The following is a 16,841-nucleotide window of genomic DNA, read 5'->3' as shown; positions in this document are numbered from 1 at the left end:
CCACGGCTCCATGCGATAATCGCCGTCCCCCGCCGCGAAGCCTGTCATGAGCCGTACTGCCCTCGTCACCAATGCCCTGCCCTATGCCAATGGCCCGCTGCATCTGGGCCATCTGGTGGGCTACATCCAGGGCGACATCTGGGTTCGCGCGTGGCGGATGCGCGGCGACACGGCCTACTTCGTCTGCGCAGACGACACGCACGGTACGCCGATCATGCTGGCGGCGGAAAAAGCCGGCGTCACGCCGGAAGTCTTCATCGCCGGCATCCAGGCCAGCCACGAGCGCGACTTCGCCGCGTTCGGCGTGGCGTTCGACCATTACGATTCGACCAACTCCGCCGCGAGTCGCGAGCTGACCGAGCAGTTCTACCAGCGTCTGGAGGCCGGCGGCCATATCAGCCGCCGCACGGTCGCCCAGTTCTACGATCCGGCCAAGGGCATGTTCCTGCCCGACCGCTACATCAAGGGCATCTGTCCGAATTGCGGCTCCGCCGACCAGTACGGGGACAACTGCGAGGTCTGCGGCGCGACATACGCGCCGACGGATCTGAAAGAGCCGAAGTCGATCCTGTCCGGCAGCACGCCGGAGATCCGCGATTCGGAGCATTACTTCTTCGAGGTTGGCCGCTTCGATGCCTTCCTGCGCGAGTGGCTGGCTGGCGACGTCGCACTGCCGGGCGTCAAGGCGAAGCTGCGCGAGTGGCTGGATGCTGAGGGCGGCCTGCGCGCGTGGGACATCTCGCGTGATGCGCCCTACTTCGGCTTTGAAATTCCCGGCGCGCCCGGCAAGTACTTCTATGTGTGGCTGGATGCGCCGATCGGCTACCTGAGCAGTTTCCGCAACCTGTGTGCCGAGCGCGACCTCGACTTCGCCTCGCACCTGGAGGCCGGCACCGACGTGGAACTGCACCACTTCATCGGCAAGGACATCGTCAATTTCCACGGACTGTTCTGGCCAGCGGTGCTGCACGGCACCGGGCATCGCGCGCCGACGCGCCTGCACGTCAACGGCTACCTGACCGTCGATGGCGCGAAGATGTCGAAGTCGCGCGGCACCTTCATCATGGCGCGCACTTATCTGGACGTTGGCCTGGAGCCCGAAGCGCTGCGCTATTACTACGCGGCGAAGTCGTCCGGAGGCGTCGATGACCTCGACCTCAACCTGGGCGACTTCATCGCGCGCGTCAATGCAGACCTGGTCGGCAAGTTCGTCAACCTCGCCAGCCGCTGCGCCGGCTTCATCGACAAGCGCTTCGGCGGCAAACTCGCCAACGCATTGCCCGATCCCGCCACATACCAGCGTTTCATCGACGCGCTAGACCCGATCGCCGATGCCTACGAGCGCAACGAACCCGCCACGGCGCTGCGGCTGACGATGGCGTTGGCCGACGAGGCCAACAAGTACATCGACGAGACCAAACCCTGGGTGATCGCCAAGCAGGAAGGCGCGGACGCCGAACTGCAGGCCATCTGCACGCAGGGCCTGAACCTGTTCCGCGTGCTCGCCGCAGCACTGAAACCGGTGCTGCCGCGCACGGCCGCAGAAGCGGAGGCGTTCCTCAGCGCACCCGTCATCACCTGGACTGATGTGGCCGCGCCCTTGCAAGGGGGGCACACCATCCAGCCGTATTCCCCCCTCTTCACCCGTATCGACCCGAAACTGATCGACGCCATGACCGACGCCTCCAAGGACACCCTCGCCGCTCCGGTGCCTGCCGCCGCCCCCGAGAAGAAGACCGAAGCGAAGGTGGCCGCGCCCGCAGAACCGAAGGACGCCGGCGGCATCATCGGCATCGAGGACTTCGCCAGGCTCGACCTGCGCATCGGCAAGGTGCTGGAGTGCGGCTTCGTCGATGGCTCCGACAAACTGCTGCGCTTCCTCCTGGATGCGGGCGACCTGGGCCAGCGGCAGATCTTCTCCGGCATCCGCGCCAGTTACGGCGAGCCGGAGAAGCTGGTCGGCCGCAACGTGGTGTTCATCGCCAACCTGGCGCCGCGCAAGATGCGCTTCGGCATGAGCGAAGGCATGATCCTGTCGGCCGGTTTCGATGGCGGTGCGCTGGCATTGCTCGACGCCGACGCGAGCGCCCTGCCCGGCATGCCGGTGCGTTGATAGCCCCCCGTCGTGCAACGGCGATGAATGCCGATCTCGTCGAACGGCTCGATCGCCTGCTACCGCAGACCCAGTGCGGCCAGTGCGGTTATGACGGCTGCCGGCCGTATGCGCAGGCGATGGCGCGCGGCGAGGCCGGCATCGATCATTGCCCGCCCGGGGGCGACGAAGGGGCGAGGAGCCTTGCCCGTGTGCTCGACGTGCCGCTGCTGCCGTACGACCGCTCGCGCGGCACGCACAAACCGGCGATCGTCGCCGTCGTGATCGAGGCCGATTGCATCGGCTGCACGAAGTGCATCCAGGCCTGTCCGGTGGACGCGATCATCGGCGGCGCCAAGCACATGCACGTCGTGATCGACCCCCTCTGCACGGGCTGCGAACTCTGCGTGCCTGCATGCCCGGTGGACTGCATCGTGATGGAACCGGCCTGAGCACGACGGCAACGGCTGTACCACGACTCCTTCAGGCAGGCTTTTCCTCAGCGAGCGCCAGCCTCGCACGCTGAGCACACCCGCTCGACGGCGTAGCCCTGTGCGCGCAGCTTCTCGACCACACCGTCCTCGCCCAGCAGGTGCAGCGCGCCGACGACTACCAGTGCGTCGTCGTCACCCGGCTGGTCGAGGATCTGCCGGATCTTCGGCAACCAGGCATCGTTGCGGTCCACGTTGATGCGCCGGTACAGGCGCGGATACTGCGCGCGCATGTCGGCCGCCATGCCCTTCCACAGACCCTCGGCATCGCCCCGGCGCCATGCGTCGTGCAGGCGCCTGGTCTCGTCGGCGCCCTTGTCGGCCTGCTCGAGCGCCTCGGCGATGAACTGGCGCTGCTCGGCCGCATCCATGCCGTCCAGCACGCCAATCTGTTCCTCTGCGCGCTCAAGCCCGCCCGTCGGCTTCCCGGCGGCCTGGGCCTTGTCCATGAAGTGGTTGTCCAGACCGAGCTTCGGTTCCAGACCCTGCTTGGTCATCTCGACGATGCTGATGGTCAGGCCGACGAACCAGGGTTCGAAGCCGTTGAACGATGCCAACGGCAGGCCATTCTTGCTGGCCCACGCTTCCAGCCGTGTCCACGTGGTGGCATCCAGCTCCTGCTGCAGCGTTTTGCCATCCGTCCGCATCGCGGCCTGCATCATCAGCTGTGGCAATGCCGGCGATCGCATCTCCTCGGGCGACATCTCGAAGATCACGCGCTCGGCATCGGCGAAGGCCGCATCCACATCCGCGGACAGCGGGTAGTCGGTGGGGCGAAGCAGGTGGAACGACCCGAGCAGATAAACCGCGTTGTCGCTGTCGGAAACCTTCCACAGCAGCGGAATCGGTGCGGCATCCACCGTTGGCGTATCCGCGGCCAGCACGGACGCACTGCCGAGCAGCACGGTGAAGACGAGGACTTTCAGCGAATTGCGCAGCGACATCCTTTTCTTCCCTGACAGCTCAGAGCACTTTGATTGGTTTTGCGTAAGCCTTCTCGCCGGCATCGATCGCCACATCGAGTCGGTTCTCCGCGGGCGGCAGCGGACACGTCGCGTACGGGGTGAACGCGCACGGCGGGTTGTAGGCACGATTGAAATCCAGCACGACCTTCCCGTCCTTCGGCCCGTCCGCATCCAGGAAGCGTCCCGCAGGATAGCTGCCGTGACCGCTGGTGCGATCGGCGAGCAGGAAGAACAGCGGCCCTTCGGGTGGCCCCAACGCTTCCAGGCGAAACGTCTTGCCATCCCGCTCGAACTCGACCGCGCCGGGATTCGGTGATTCGTTGGCCACGCCGATGACATCGACGATGGTCAGGGTCTTGCCCGGCGGGTGTGGAACGTAGCGGCCCTCGACGCGCCACGCCTCCTGCGCAGGCCAGTAGTCCAGCCCCACGAACTGCGTGCGCGATTCGGCGTCGGCATGCTTGACGCGCAAGGCATGGCGACCGCCGCGCTCGATGACGGTCAACAGCCCCTTGCCCTCGTCGAAGCCCACCACGCCCGGCGTTGGATCGCGATCGCTCTGCAGTTCCACGCGTCCCTTGAATGGCTCGCCGTTGAGCGTGAGGTCGACGCCGCGCTCGGGGGTGAGGAGGATTCGCCCCGACTGCTGCGTGATCATGCCCATCTTCGCCGGACCGACGGCGAGCTTGATGCCGCTGCCCGGTCCACTGCCGATGAAGTGGGACTTCAGTTCGATCCAGTGCAGGCCGACCAGGCTGGTCCAGCCGTCCGGCGCGAGCAACTCGGTCTTGCGCTGTTCACGCCAGGCCGCATTGTCGGCAAGGAAGGTGACGTCGGCGACCTTGCCGCCCGTCACGTCCTTGCCGCCGTCGCCGCCACATCCGGCCAGCGCCACCAGCAGCATGGCCATCCCCAGCCAGCCCGTGTTCTTCCCCATGTCAGCGTCCTCGCAGGAACCAGCGGTCGATCTCGTTCAAGGAAAAGCGCGCCCACGTCGGGCGGCCGTGGTTGCATTGCCCGGAGCGCTCCGTGGCTTCCATCTCGCGCAGCAGCGCATTCATTTCAGGCAGCGTCAGGCGCCGGTTCGCGCGCACGGCGCCGTGGCAGGCCATCGTCGCCAGCAGTTCGTCGCGCGCCGCCGCCACGCGTCGGCTCTCGCCATGCTCGCGCAGGTCCGCCAGCACGTCGCGCAGCAGCGCCTCCGGTTCGGCATTGGACAGCAGGGCAGGAATGCTGCGCACGTTCAACGACTGCGGGCCGCTGCGGGTGATGTCGAAACCGAGCGTCGCCAGCGTGGCGGCTTCGCGCTCCGCCACGTCCGCCTCGCGTTCGGCCACCGCCAGCGCCATGGGTACCAGCAGTGGCTGCGAACGCAGGCCGATGCTGTCGTGCGCGCCTTTCAGCTTCTCGTAGCCGATGCGCTCATGGGCCGCATGCATGTCGACCACGATCAGGCCATCGGCGTTCTCCGCCAGGATGTAGATGCCGTGCAGCTGCGCGATGGCGAAACCCAGCGGCGGGATGCCGTCGGTGTCGCTCGCCGGCATCGCCTGCACGGACGACGTCGGTGGCATCGTGCCCGCCTGCGTCGCACCTGCCGTCGGAGCCGCATACAAGGCGGCATACGCCGCTGGCGCCTCCGCCACGTTGAGTCCCAGTGGCGACTGCTGCGTGGGCATCCAGGCGGACGGCACGGACACGGAAGGCCGCCCGGCGAACGGAGCCGGGGCGATATCCTGCGGCAGTGCGCCGGCGCGCGTCTCCGCCAGCGCTTCGTGCAACGTGCGATAGACGAAATCGTGGATCAGCCGCGTATCGCGGAAGCGCACTTCGTGCTTGGCCGGATGGACGTTGACATCCACGCGGGTGGGGTCGAGTTCGAGGAACAGCACGTAGGCCGGCTGGCGACCATGGAACAGGACGTCCTGGTACGCCATCTTCACCGCGTGCGCGATGTTGCGGTCGCGCACCGAACGTCCGTTGACGTAGACGTACTGCTGGTCGGCACTCGCGCGTGAATAGCTCGGCTGTGCGATCCAGCCATGCAGCCGCAGTCCGGCCGCCGCATGGTCCACGCGCAGCGCGCTGCGGGAAAAGTCATCGCCGAGCGTTTCGCTCAACCGGGCGAGCGATTCCAGCTCGTCCGCCTTGTAGCGCCGCGACGGCCGACCGTTGTGCGAGACGCGCAGCTCGATGTCGGGACGCGCCAGCGCCAGCGAACGCAGCCACTCTTCGATGTGGCTCATCTCGGTGCGCTCGGCGCGCAGGAACTTGCGCCGCGCCGGTACGTTGTAGAACAGCTCGCGCACTTCCACGGTGGTACCGACGGCATGCGGCTTGGGGGCCACCTCGCCGACCCTGCCCCCCTCCACCTGCAGTGATGCGCCGTGTTCGTCCTGCGCACGCCGCGACGTCAATGCGAAGCGGCTGACCGAGGCGATCGACGGCAGCGCTTCGCCACGGAAACCGAGCGTGGCGACGGCTTCCAGGTCGTCGAGCGAGGCGATCTTGCTGGTGGCGTGGCGCGACACGGCCAGCGGGAGTTCTTCCGGCGCGATACCGCCGCCGTCGTCGCGGATGCGGATCAGGCGGACGCCGCCTTCTTCCAGGTCGATGTCGACGCGGCGTGCGCCGGCATCCAGGGCATTTTCGACCAGTTCCTTGACGACGGAGGCCGGCCGTTCGACGACCTCGCCTGCGGCGATCTGGTTGATTAGGGTGTCGGGAAGCTGACGGATCGGCACGTGCTGGCGGCGCGGTGGCGCCGTCTCGGGGAATCAGCCGTGATGATAGCCGAGCGGGTGTGCGATCAGGGCGCGCCGGCGGCGCCGCCCGCCGCGACGGTACGCGCGTCGGACTCGGCCTGCGCGCGCGCCGCGAACAGCGTGCCCGGCGGCGGCTGGCGGGTGAAGTACGACTGGATGCCTTCCAGCACCGCCCCCGCGACCTTGCGCTGGTGCGCGGGGTCGAACAGGCGCTTTTCTTCGTCTGCGTTGGAGATGAAGCCCGTCTCCACCAGCATCGCCGGCATGTCGGAGTTGCGCAGCACCTCGAAATTGGCGAACTCGATCTGCGGCTTGTGGGTCTTGCCCAGCCCCTTGAGCGACGTCAGCACATGCCCTGCCGCATCCTGCGAGGCTTTCATGTGGCCGCTCTGCGCCAGATCCAGCAGCACGTTGGACAGCGTGTCCTTAGTGAGCCGCACGCCTCCGACCAGGTCGGAGGCGTTTTCCTTGTCGGCCAGCCAGCGGGCATGCTGCGAGGAGGCGCCGCGCAGCGACAGCACGTAGACCGACGAACCCCAGGCGCTGCGGTTCTCGGCGGCGTCGGCATGGATCGAGACGAACATGTCGGCCTTCGCGCTGCGGGCCTTGCGGGCACGCTGCGGACGCTCGACATAGACGTCGGTATCGCGGACCAGATAGGCCTTCATGCCCGGAGTGGCGTTGATCTGGCGCGCGAGCTCCTTCGAGATGGCCAGCACCGCGTGCTTCTCGTAGCGGCCACTGGGGCCAATGGCGCCGGGATCCTGTCCGCCGTGCCCGGGGTCGATGGCAACGACCAGCGGCCGCATGCCGGCGGCGATCGCGGTTGGTGGCTTGGGCACATCGAGCGCAGGCGTGGTGTCAGGCGCGGGTGCGTTCGTCGTGTTGGCGACCGGAGCTGGCTGCCCCGTCGCAATGGTGTACGTCGGACGCTCACCGGGACCGGTCGTCGCAGGCGCCTGGACCGTGGTCGACTGGCCATTGAGGATGGCCTGCGGCGAATTCAGGGACGGCGTGGTCGAGGCCGGGGGCGCCTGCACGGCTCCCGCCTGCACGACCTGGGCGGTCAGCAGCGCCGTCGCGCGCGCGGCTTCCGCCTGGGGCGACGCCGTGGTGGCCGGCACCGGCATCGTGTCCGGCGTGTTCGCGGGTGCCGTGGCCGCCGCAATGGATGCCGTGGGGGCGACGCCGTCACCTGGCCATTCGATCACCAGGCGCGATGTATCGCCGCCCTGCTCCATGCGTGGCGCAAGCGCGGCGACCGGCGATGCCAGGTCGAACACGATGCGCAGCGTGTTCGCATCAGGCTGTCCCGTGCGCACGGCGCGCACGATGCCGGCCGGCACCGGCAGGCGCAAACCGGCCTTCGCCTTCGACGCCGGCAGGTCGACCACCAGGCGGTCGGGACCTTTCAGGGAAATCGTCTTGTACTGTCCGGCACCTGCGAGCTGGATTTCAGCCCGGGTCCCCGTGCTTCCCTGCGCCAGCGTCACGCCGGTCACTTCGCCCGCCGTCAGCGCAAACGGCGCACACGCGAGCAGGCCCGCGAGTGCGAGACGCAACATGGTGGTGGGCTTCCCCGAGGTCATGCCGCGGATTCAAGCACCATCGGACCACGAATGCAAGGCGTTTTCCCTTAATAATCCGTGACCTGGCGGATGTTTCTAACCAGTCTGACGAGCTGGTGCCCGCAACTCGGTATCCAGAGCGAGCCGCGCAAGCCAGTCGCTGCCGCCCGCAGACAGCCCGGTCAGGCGGGCCGACCGCCCTTCGCCATCGACATCAAGCGCCACATGCAGGTCGGCCGCCGGCAGCGACGTACCGCCACGTTCCGGCCATTCGACCAGCCAGAGCACCGCGGCGCCCTCGTCCAGACCGAGGAATTCCAGTTCGCCCGCGTCGCCGATCCGGTAAAGATCCAGGTGCCAGGCTTCGCCGCCTTCGACCGGATAACGCTCCACCAGCGTGTAGGTCGGGCTGCGGATCGCGCCGCTCACGCCGAGCGCGCGCAACAGGGCGCGCGCGAGCGTGGACTTGCCTGCACCGAGATCACCCTGCAGGTGCACCACGGCGAACGCGGGTCGCGTACGCGCCAGCGCTTGGCCCAGCGCTTCGGTGGCGTCACTGTCGGGAAGGAACGCGTGCATGCGGCAATTCTATGCGCTCGCCGGCGACACGCGACAGGACCAGGCCGTTTACGGATTCGCCAACCGGCGCACATGCGCAAACAGATCGGACGGGAGCAGGCCGCGCGCTCCATCCCAGGCGGCCGCATCTCCGGCGAGTCCGTGCAACAGCGCGCCCGCGCTTGCCGCGTCGAAGGCGGAGAGGCCCTGCGCACGCAATGCAGCGATGACGCCGGTAAGCACGTCGCCCATGCCGCCCACTGCCATGCCGGGATTGCCGGCATCGATCACACGTGCGGTTTCACCGGGCGCCACCACCACCGTGCCTGCCCCTTTCAACACCACCACGCATGCATGGCGCTGCGCGATGGCCTGCGCAGCGGCGAAACGATCGTGCTGCACGTCCGCAGTGGTGCAATCCAGCAAGCGCGCGGCCTCCCCAGGGTGCGGCGTGAGGATCGCATCGTCCAGCGCTAGTGCCGATGCAGCCAGCAGGTTCAATGCATCGGCATCCATCACAAGCGATTTTCCGCTGTGCGTGGCGCGCTGGAACAGTGCCCGCCCCCATTCGCCCTGCCCCATGCCGGGACCGAGGGCGATCACGCGCGCGCGCTCCAGCAGCGGCGCCAAGTCACCGGTCGATTCCACCGCCCGCACCATCGCTTCGGGTCTGCGGGCCAGCAGTGGTGCGACATGGATCGGGCGCGTGGCCACGCTGACCAAACCGGCGCCGGCGCGCAATGCGGCTTCGGCACAGAGTGCGATCGCGCCGCCGCTGCCTTCGTCGCCGCCGATGCAGAGCACGTGGCCGGACTCGCCCTTGTGCGTGTTGCGGCGACGCGGGAGCAGCCAGCGCGCAAGTGCATCGTGCTGCAGCAGCGACGCCCGCACGGCGACACCGTCGAATGCCGATGCGGGTATGTCGAGCTCATCCAGCTCCAGTACGCCGGTGTATTCCAGCGCATCACCGGTATGCAGGCCGGCATGCCGCGCGATGAACTGCAGCGTCCGCGTTGCCAGCACCGCCGCACCAGGCGCGCTGCCGCGGTCGGCATCCACGCCACTCGGCACGTCCAGCGAGAACACGGGCACGCTTTGCGCGTTGATGGCATCGATCAGCACGCGCACGTCGCGATCGGGCGCACGCGACAGACCGATGCCGAACAGCGCATCCACCACGAGGTCGGCCGCCGGCAGCGCACCATCGAACAGCGTCACGCGGCCACCGCCCGCGACGTACTCGGTGCAGGCACGCTGCGCAATGGGGTTCCCAGGCACGTGCGAGGGCAGATGGACGACCTCCACGTGCCGTCCTGTACGGTGCGCGTGCCGCGCCAGCACGTAACCGTCGCCGCCATTGCTGCCCGGGCCGCACACCACCATGATGCGCCGGACCTCGGGCCAGTGCTGCAGCAAGTGCTGCCAGGCGACGTGTCCCGCACGCTGCATCAGGACATGGGCGTCGCCGCCCAACGCCTGCGTCGCACGCTCGTCCAGCAGGCGTGCTGCATGCGTCGAATACAGGGGCGAGGTACCGGACATGGCCGGATTCTAGGACCGACGAGGGTTGCGGAGAAGTGAATCCCGCCGCGGCTCCTATAATTCCCGCATGCCCCTTCCCGAACCCATGACGTCCCTGCCCGATCCGCCCGCGCTCGCCCGGCGCGTGCGGGCACTCGCGCACGAGTTCGGATTCCAGCGCTGCGGCATCGCCGGCATCGAGCTGGGCGAAGACGAGGATCACCTGCGCCGCTGGCTGGCCGAGGGACTGTACGGCTCGATGGACTGGATGGCCCAGCACGGCGACAAGCGTTCGCGGCCGCAGGAACTGATCCCGGGCACGTTGCGGGTCATTTCCGTGGGGCTGGACTACGGCCGCAACGACAGCGACGACGCCTGGGACACGCTGCACGCCGGCGAACGCGCTTACGTGGCGCGGTATGCGCTGGGCCGCGATTACCACAAGCTCATGCGCAACCGCCTGCAGAAGCTCGCCGAACGCCTGCAGCAGGAGGTCGGCGCGTTCGGGCATCGGGTGTTCGTGGATTCGGCGCCGGTGCTGGAACGCGCGCTGGCACGCAACGCCGGGCTCGGCTGGATCGGCAAGCACACCTGCCTGATCGACAAGGACGGCGGCTCGTGGTTCTTCCTCGGCGAAATCTACGTGGACCTGCCGCTGCCGGTCGACGCGCCGGCCACCGCGCACTGCGGCACCTGCACGCGCTGCATCGATGTCTGTCCGACGCAGGCGATCATCGCCCCTTACCGGCTGGATGCACGCCGCTGCATCGCCTATCTGACCATCGAGCACGAAGGCGCGATTCCCGAAGACCTCCGTGCAGCGATCGGCAACCGTATCTTCGGCTGCGACGACTGCCAGCTCGTGTGCCCCTGGAACAAGTTCGCCAAGCGCACGGACGAACCCGACTTCCGTGCCCGCAACGATCTGGACGTGGCCACACTGCCACAGCTGTTCGCCTGGAGCGAAGACGAGTTCCTGCGCCGCACCGAGGGTTCGGCGATCCGCCGCAGCGGCCACGAGCGCTGGCTGCGCAATATCGCGGTGGCGCTGGGCAATGCGCCGGCCACGCCCGACGTGCTGGCCGCTCTCGAAAGCCGACGGGAGGATATGTCCACGCTGGTACGCGAGCATGTCGCCTGGGCGTTGCACAGGCATCGCCCCCTGTAGGAGCGACGTGAGTCGCGACCGCACGAACGAAACATCCTCGACAAAGAATTGCGCAGAGCGCGAAAGACGTGGCCGTACGAACGACCTTTCGCACCGGCCCGCATGGTGCACGATCGCGTACGCATCGTCCGTACGGTCGCGACTCACGTCGCTCCTACAAAAAGAGCGAAGCATCGCGCTGCGCGCTCACCCGCGCGCTGCGATCTCCGCCAACAAAGCCCGGGTCACCGGATCCTTCGCCTCGGTTTCGCCCTTCAACGCGGGCAACAGGCCATTGGCCAACTGCTTGCCCAGTTCGACACCGAACTGGTCGAAGGCGTTGATGCCCCACAGCACCGACTGCGCATATACGCTGTGTTCGTACATGGCGATGAGGCCGCCCAGCGATTGCGGTGTCAGCGCATCCAGCAGGATCATCGTGCTGGGACGGCCACCGGCGTAGCTGCGGTGCGGATCGTCGCTGGCCTGACCGTTCGCCAGGGCTTCGCTCTGCGCCAGCAGGTTGGACATCAGGGCGAGGTGGTTTTCGGCGTACGGATCATCGTTGCGCACGGTGCCGACGAAGTCCAACGGCACGATCTGCGTGCCCTGGTGCAGCGCCTGGAAGAAGCTGTGCTGCACGTCGGTGCCGGCGCCGCCCCACCAGACCGGCACGGTGTCGATCCCGACCGGACTGCCGTCCAGCCTGACCGACTTGCCCAGACTCTCCATCACCAGCTGCTGCAGGTAGGCCGGCAACAGCGCCAGGCGCTGGTCGTACGTCATCACGCCCTGCGCGGCGTGGCCAAGGACGTTGCGGTTCCAGACCGCCGTCAGCGCATGGCGCACCGCGATGTTGTCGGCGATCGGCGACCCGATGACATGCGCATCGAACGCCGACGCGCCGGCGAGCAACTGTTCGAACCGGTCGAACCCGATCGCCAGCGCGATCGGCAGGCCGACCGCGGACCACAGCGAGTAGCGGCCACCGACCCAGTCCCACATCGGCAGCACACGATCGGGCGCGATGTCTAAGGCCGCCGCGGCGCGTTCGGGATTGGCGCTGACCGCATAGAGCCGCTCGCTGCCGCCCAGCCAGTCGCGCAGGATGCCGCCGTTGAGCAGTGTTTCCTGCGTACCGAAGGTCTTGGAGATCAGCACGGCGGCGGTCCGCGCCGGATCGAGCGGCGCCAGCGTGCGTTGGGCCGCCGCGCCATCGACATTGGACAGGAAATGCACGCGGAAACGGCGCGGCAATGGATCGCGCAGCGCATCGGCCACGAGGCGCGGCCCGAGATCGGAACCGCCGATGCCGACGCTGACGATGTCGGTAACGTCGCTCGCTTCGAGCTGTGCGATCAATGCCGACATACGCTCGCGGACATCGAGCGCCGTGGCGTAGGCCTCGCGTGCGACGACGGCGTCCGAGTGCTGTCCGCGAAGCGCGGTATGCAGCGCCGCACGTCCTTCGGTGACATTGACTTTCTCGCCATCGAACAGGCGGCGGAACGCACCGGCCAGGTCGGCGTCCTCACCCTGCGCCAGCAACGCGTGCCACGCGGCCGTGTCGTATGACTGACGGGCGAAGTTGAAGTAAAGCGGACCGCTGCGCAGCGTGTGGGCGGCGATGCGGTCGGGTTCGCGCGCCAGCAGCGCACTCAACGGGGTACCACGCAGGCGCGTGGCGTGGGACTGCAGTGCGTCGAAACCGGTGCTCATGTCAGGCCGCCTGCTTGGGAATGCTGCGATTGGTATGGGTGATGCGGTTCCGCCCGTCCACGTAGACCAGCGTGGGCTGGAACGCATCGGCGTCCTGTTCGCTCATCGAGGCGAACGCAGCGATGATGATCAGGTCACCGACCTGCACATGGCGCGCGGCACCGCCGTTGAGCGATACCACGCCACTGCCTTCATCGGCGCGGATCGCGTACGTGGAGAAGCGCGCGCCGTTGGTGACGTCCCAGATGTGCACCTGCTCGAACTCGCGGATACCGGCGGCATCCAGCAGCAGACCGTCGATGGCGATGGAGCCTTCGTAGTTCAGCTCGGAATGGGTGACGGTGGCGCGGTGGATCTTGGTCTTGAGCAGGCTGAGGTGCATGTCGGCGGGGATGAGTGCGGGAGCGCGAAGTCTATCCCCTCGTGCCTCGCCTTGCGCGCGCCGCACGGCATCCGGCGCGGTCAGAATTCCAGGTTGTCGATCAACCGCGTGCGTCCCAGCTTCGCCGCGATCAGCGCGACCCGGGCACCCTGTTCGCCATCCCGCGGTTCGCTCAGGTCGTGCCGGCGAATGACGGTGTAATCGACCACGTAGCCCACGTCGCCGAGCTGGCGGGCGGCATCGGCCTCCACCTGCGCGCGCGGGGTCCCGGCCACCAGGCTTTCGCGCATGGCAATCAGTGTCTTGCGGATCTCGGCGGCGCGCGGACGTTCGTCTTCCGACAGGTACTGGTTGCGCGAACTCATCGCCAGGCCATCGGCCTCGCGCACGATGCTGCCGGCGAGGATCTGGATCGGAAAGGCCAGGTCGGTGACCAACTGTCGGATCACGGCGAGCTGCTGGTAGTCCTTCTTGCCGAAGGCGGCCACATCGGGCTGCACCTGGTTGAACAGGCGGCCGACCACGGTGCACACGCCATCGAAATGACCGGGACGGTGCGCGCCTTCGAGCACGCTGCTGACGCCGGGGACATGCACGTTGGCCGCCAGTTCGACACCGAACGGATACATGGATTCCACCGTCGGCAACCACAGGACATCGCAGCCCGCACCTTCGAGTCCGCTCATGTCCGCTTCCGGCGTACGCGGATAGCGGGTGAAGTCCTCATTGGGACCGAACTGGGTCGGATTGACGAAGACGCTGGACACCACCCGGTCCGCGTACCGCCGCGCCAGCATGACCAGCGAGTAGTGGCCGGCATGCAGGTTGCCCATCGTCGGCACGAAACCGACCCGCAGGCCCTGCTGCCTCCACTCCCTGACGCGTGCACGCAGCGCGTCAAGTTCGGTGATGGTCTCGATCATCGTGGCCCCTGTGGCGAGTCGGTGCGCGCGGCGCGGTCAGTAGGAATGGGCGTCGTCGGGAAATGCCCCGCTGCGCACGGCGTCGGCGTAGGCGCGTACCGCACCCGCCACGGAACCGCCTTCGGCCAGGAAATCCTTGACGAACTTCGGGCGCCGGTGGCCGGTATCCAGGCCGAGCAGGTCGTGCAGCACCAGCACCTGACCGTCGCAACCGGAACCGGCGCCAATGCCGATGGTGGGAATGGCCAGGTCGGTGGTGATCGCGGCCGCCAGCGACGACGGCACGCATTCCAGCACCAGCAACTGGGCGCCGGCCTCGGCGACCGCACGCGCTTCTTCGCGCAGACGCGCCGCTGCGGCGTCATCGCGACCCTGCACGCGGTAGCCGCCGAACTTCAGCACCGACTGCGGCGTCAGGCCCAGATGCGCGCAGACCGGGATGTCGCGCTCGACCAGGAAGCGGATGACCTCGAGCTTGTGGCCCGCGCCTTCCAGCTTGACCATCTCGGCACCCGCCTGCAGCAGCGCGATGGCGGCATCCAGCGCACGCTCTGGCGTGGCGTCGGACTGGAACGGCAGGTCGGAGACCAGCAGCGCGCGATTTAGGCCGCGGGCGACGGCACGCGTGTGGTAGACGATGTCGTCCACCGTCACCGGTAGCGTCGAGTCATGCCCCTGCACCACCATGCCCAGCGAATCGCCGATCAGCACCAGGTCGACGCCATTGGCGTCCAGCACGCGGGCGAAGCTGTTGTCGTACGCCGTCAGCATCACCAGCCTGCGGCCATCGCGCTTGGCATCGGCGAGGGCGGGAACGGTCCAGGGCTTGCTGTCGGCATGCGTGCTCATAGCGCCGCATTATCCACTCATAACGGCTGGATGTTGGACATTTCCAGCACGGACACAGCATCCCGCGCATCGCCGTAGCCGGGAATCCGGGCCGCGGGCAGCACGTCGAGCAACGGCACGAGTGCGAACGCACGCTCGTGCAGGTGCGGATGCGGCACGCGCAACCCCGGCTCGTCGATCACCGCATCGCCATAGAGCAGCAAGTCCAGGTCCAGTGTCCGCGGCCCCCAGCGCTCGCCGTCGGCCCGATGGCGGCCGAAGTCGGCCTCGATCGCCAGCAACTGCGCCAGCAGCTTCGATGCAGGCAGCGTGGTCTCGATCAGCACGACCGCGTTGATGAAGTCGGGCTGGTCTTCCCTGCCCCAGGCCGGCGTGCGGTAGAAGCGCGACACGCCGCGCATGGCCACGCCATCCCGACTGCCGAGTGCATCGATGGCCTGTCGCAGCGTCCCGGCGGCATCGCCGAGATTGGCTCCCAGGCCAACGCAGGCCTGGACCTGCGCCGTCATTCTGGCGAAGACGCCGCGCTGCGGCTGCGACGCCGGCGGCGCCGCTTGGACGGCGGCGCGTCCTCGGCGAAAGCGTCGGTCGAAGCGGCGACGCCCAGCGACGCCGACAGTTCCTCGCCCGACTGCGTCTGTGCCTCGCGCCAGAACGCCACGTCGTCCGCATGCTCCGGCGAGGCCGCCAGCCGCAGCACAAGGAAATCGAACGCCGCACGGAAGCGCGGATGGCTCAGCAGGCGCGTCACCCGCTTGCGCTGGCGGTTGCCGAAGCGGGTCTGCAGCAACCAGATCTCCTGCATCGGCAGCGAGAAGCGGCGCGGCAGGGCCACGGTCTTCAACTGGTGCAGGGTGACTCGGTCGGCGGCGCGGCGTTGCGCTTCCTCCGCCTGCACGCCCTGCGCCTGCAATCCCATCAGCGCGCGGCAGTAAGCCGGCCACAGCAGCAGCGCGAACAGGAAGGCCGGCGATACCGGTTCGTCATTGGCGACTCGCTGGTCGGTACCGGTCAGGCCGGCCAGGACCATCCGGCGCAATGCGCCGCTGCGGTTGGACGCCAGCGCGGCCGCCGTTTCGGGAAACAGCACGTTCAACAGCCCGAACCGCTCCAGCCCTTCGAAGCTGGCCACGCCATGTCCGGACAGGAACAGCTTCAGGATCTCTTCGAACAGGCGCGCCGGCGCGGCTTCGGCCAGCAGCGGCGCCAGCGGCGCAATCGGCGCGGCGGTCTCCGCCTCGATCTCGAAGTCCAGCTTGGCGGCCAGGCGCACGGCGCGCAGCATGCGCACGGGATCTTCCCGGTAACGCTGCTCGGGATCGCCGATCAGCTTCAGGCGCCGCGCCATCGTGTCCTCGAAGCCGCCCACGTAGTCGCGGACCGAGAAATCGTCGATGGCGTAGTACAGCGCGTTGGCGGTGAAGTCGCGGCGCACCGCATCGTCTTCCACCGTGCCGTAGACGTTGTCGCGGACCAGGCGGCCGTTGTCCATCTCGCGGTCGCCGCTGCCGTCGTCGACGTTCGCACGGAACGTGGCGACCTCGATGATTTCGCGGCCGAATACCACATGCGCCAGCCGGAACCGACGGCCGATCAGACGGCAGTTGCGGAACTGCTGGCGGACCTGTTCGGGCGTGGCGTCGGTGGCGACGTCGAAATCCTTGGGATGGCCACCGACCAGCAGGTCGCGCACCGCGCCGCCGACCAGATAGGCCTGGAAACCGGCGTCCCGCAGGCGGTAAAGCACGCGCAGCGCGTTCGGGCTGATGTCCTTGCGCGAGATGGTGTGCTGGTCGCGCGGGATGGTTCGCAGAGCGGTGACGGGCGTAATAGCGGCAGTTCCATGCAGGAGGGTCGCGCG

General features: G+C 67.9%; 15 protein-coding genes. 3 read left to right on the top strand and 12 right to left on the bottom strand.

Annotated elements, in window-relative coordinates:
- Positions 1-46: 46 nt before the first annotated feature.
- The gene (gene metG, locus V7060_RS08060) at positions 47-2,113 is read left to right on the top strand and encodes a methionine--tRNA ligase (protein ID WP_334178729.1); all 2,067 of its coding nucleotides are present in this window, start codon (positions 47-49) and stop codon (positions 2,111-2,113) included.
- 23 nt (positions 2,114-2,136) lie between these two features.
- A complete protein-coding gene (rnfB, locus tag V7060_RS08055; RefSeq protein WP_334178728.1) occupies positions 2,137-2,544 on the top strand; it encodes an Rnf electron transport complex subunit RnfB in 408 nt (135 codons plus the stop codon).
- 47 nt (positions 2,545-2,591) lie between these two features.
- On the opposite strand, the gene V7060_RS08050 is transcribed toward rnfB, so the two are convergent.
- The 6 genes from V7060_RS08050 to V7060_RS08025 all read right to left on the bottom strand — a co-directional run bounded on the left by V7060_RS08050 (position 2,592) and on the right by V7060_RS08025 (position 9,981).
- Positions 2,592-3,527 carry a TraB/GumN family protein gene (locus V7060_RS08050; RefSeq protein WP_334178727.1) on the bottom strand — a complete coding sequence of 312 codons (936 nt, stop codon included), beginning with the start codon at positions 3,525-3,527 and terminating at the stop codon, positions 2,592-2,594.
- 19 nt (positions 3,528-3,546) lie between these two features.
- Positions 3,547-4,485, bottom strand: a complete 939-nt coding sequence (locus V7060_RS08045; protein WP_334178726.1) for a DUF1684 domain-containing protein — start codon at positions 4,483-4,485, stop codon at positions 3,547-3,549.
- A gap of 1 nt (position 4,486) precedes the next feature.
- Complete coding sequence (mutL, locus tag V7060_RS08040) at positions 4,487-6,292, bottom strand: DNA mismatch repair endonuclease MutL (protein ID WP_334178725.1); 1,806 nt, start codon at positions 6,290-6,292, stop codon at positions 4,487-4,489.
- 65 nt (positions 6,293-6,357) lie between these two features.
- Positions 6,358-7,878 carry an N-acetylmuramoyl-L-alanine amidase gene (locus V7060_RS08035; protein ID WP_334178883.1) on the bottom strand — a complete coding sequence of 507 codons (1,521 nt, stop codon included), beginning with the start codon at positions 7,876-7,878 and terminating at the stop codon, positions 6,358-6,360.
- A gap of 99 nt (positions 7,879-7,977) precedes the next feature.
- Entirely contained in the window at positions 7,978-8,460 is a 483-nt protein-coding gene (tsaE, locus tag V7060_RS08030; RefSeq protein WP_334178724.1) for a tRNA (adenosine(37)-N6)-threonylcarbamoyltransferase complex ATPase subunit type 1 TsaE, read from the bottom strand.
- 48 nt (positions 8,461-8,508) lie between these two features.
- Positions 8,509-9,981 carry an NAD(P)H-hydrate dehydratase gene (locus tag V7060_RS08025; protein WP_334178723.1) on the bottom strand — a complete coding sequence of 491 codons (1,473 nt, stop codon included), beginning with the start codon at positions 9,979-9,981 and terminating at the stop codon, positions 8,509-8,511.
- Between the two features lie 85 nt (positions 9,982-10,066).
- Between V7060_RS08025 and queG the strand changes: the two genes are divergently transcribed.
- A complete protein-coding gene (queG, locus tag V7060_RS08020) occupies positions 10,067-11,128 on the top strand; it encodes a tRNA epoxyqueuosine(34) reductase QueG (protein WP_334178722.1) in 1,062 nt (353 codons plus the stop codon).
- Between the two features lie 186 nt (positions 11,129-11,314).
- Here queG and pgi read toward each other — a convergent pair whose 3' ends face one another.
- The 6 genes from pgi to pcnB form a co-directional block, all read right to left on the bottom strand.
- On the bottom strand, positions 11,315-12,826 hold the full coding sequence (pgi, locus tag V7060_RS08015) for a glucose-6-phosphate isomerase (RefSeq protein ID WP_334178721.1): 1,512 nt from the start codon (positions 12,824-12,826) through the stop codon (positions 11,315-11,317).
- Between the two features lies 1 nt (position 12,827).
- On the bottom strand, positions 12,828-13,208 hold the full coding sequence (gene panD / locus V7060_RS08010; protein WP_334178720.1) for an aspartate 1-decarboxylase: 381 nt from the start codon (positions 13,206-13,208) through the stop codon (positions 12,828-12,830).
- 80 nt (positions 13,209-13,288) lie between these two features.
- Positions 13,289-14,131, bottom strand: coding sequence for a pantoate--beta-alanine ligase (gene panC, locus V7060_RS08005; protein WP_334178719.1), 843 nt, complete (start codon positions 14,129-14,131; stop codon positions 13,289-13,291).
- A gap of 36 nt (positions 14,132-14,167) precedes the next feature.
- Complete coding sequence (panB, locus tag V7060_RS08000) at positions 14,168-14,980, bottom strand: 3-methyl-2-oxobutanoate hydroxymethyltransferase (RefSeq protein ID WP_334178718.1); 813 nt, start codon at positions 14,978-14,980, stop codon at positions 14,168-14,170.
- 17 nt (positions 14,981-14,997) lie between these two features.
- Positions 14,998-15,489 carry a 2-amino-4-hydroxy-6-hydroxymethyldihydropteridine diphosphokinase gene (folK, locus tag V7060_RS07995; RefSeq protein ID WP_334178717.1) on the bottom strand — a complete coding sequence of 164 codons (492 nt, stop codon included), beginning with the start codon at positions 15,487-15,489 and terminating at the stop codon, positions 14,998-15,000.
- A complete protein-coding gene (pcnB, locus tag V7060_RS07990) occupies positions 15,486-16,829 on the bottom strand; it encodes a polynucleotide adenylyltransferase PcnB (protein ID WP_334178882.1) in 1,344 nt (447 codons plus the stop codon). Before pcnB ends, folK begins: the two co-directional genes overlap by 4 nt.
- Between the last annotated feature and the right edge of the window lie 12 nt (positions 16,830-16,841).

The sequence above is a fragment of the Pseudoxanthomonas sp. genome, assembly GCF_036845285.1.
In the GTDB taxonomy this organism is placed as follows: Bacteria; Pseudomonadota; Gammaproteobacteria; order Xanthomonadales; family Xanthomonadaceae; genus Pseudoxanthomonas_A.
The sequence above is the reverse complement of the archived record's forward strand: the minus strand, read 5'-3'. Positions and strand labels throughout refer to the sequence as shown.

Excerpts from the sequence above, each read along its gene's own strand:
- metG (WP_334178729.1), top strand. The coding sequence starts at position 47 with ATGAGCCGTACTGCCCTCGTCACCAATGCCCTGCCCTATGCCAATGGC.
- rnfB (WP_334178728.1), top strand. The coding sequence starts at position 2,137 with ATGAATGCCGATCTCGTCGAACGGCTCGATCGCCTGCTACCGCAGACC.
- V7060_RS08050 (WP_334178727.1), bottom strand. The coding sequence starts at position 3,527 with ATGTCGCTGCGCAATTCGCTGAAAGTCCTCGTCTTCACCGTGCTGCTC.
- V7060_RS08045 (WP_334178726.1), bottom strand. The coding sequence starts at position 4,485 with ATGGGGAAGAACACGGGCTGGCTGGGGATGGCCATGCTGCTGGTGGCG.
- V7060_RS08035 (WP_334178883.1), bottom strand. The coding sequence starts at position 7,878 with ATGTTGCGTCTCGCACTCGCGGGCCTGCTCGCGTGTGCGCCGTTTGCG.
- tsaE (WP_334178724.1), bottom strand. The coding sequence starts at position 8,460 with ATGCACGCGTTCCTTCCCGACAGTGACGCCACCGAAGCGCTGGGCCAA.
- V7060_RS08025 (WP_334178723.1), bottom strand. The coding sequence starts at position 9,981 with ATGTCCGGTACCTCGCCCCTGTATTCGACGCATGCAGCACGCCTGCTG.
- queG (WP_334178722.1), top strand. The coding sequence starts at position 10,067 with ATGACGTCCCTGCCCGATCCGCCCGCGCTCGCCCGGCGCGTGCGGGCA.
- pgi (WP_334178721.1), bottom strand. The coding sequence starts at position 12,826 with ATGAGCACCGGTTTCGACGCACTGCAGTCCCACGCCACGCGCCTGCGT.
- panD (WP_334178720.1), bottom strand. The coding sequence starts at position 13,208 with ATGCACCTCAGCCTGCTCAAGACCAAGATCCACCGCGCCACCGTCACC.
- panC (WP_334178719.1), bottom strand. The coding sequence starts at position 14,131 with ATGATCGAGACCATCACCGAACTTGACGCGCTGCGTGCACGCGTCAGG.
- panB (WP_334178718.1), bottom strand. The coding sequence starts at position 14,980 with ATGAGCACGCATGCCGACAGCAAGCCCTGGACCGTTCCCGCCCTCGCC.
- folK (WP_334178717.1), bottom strand. The coding sequence starts at position 15,489 with ATGACGGCGCAGGTCCAGGCCTGCGTTGGCCTGGGAGCCAATCTCGGC.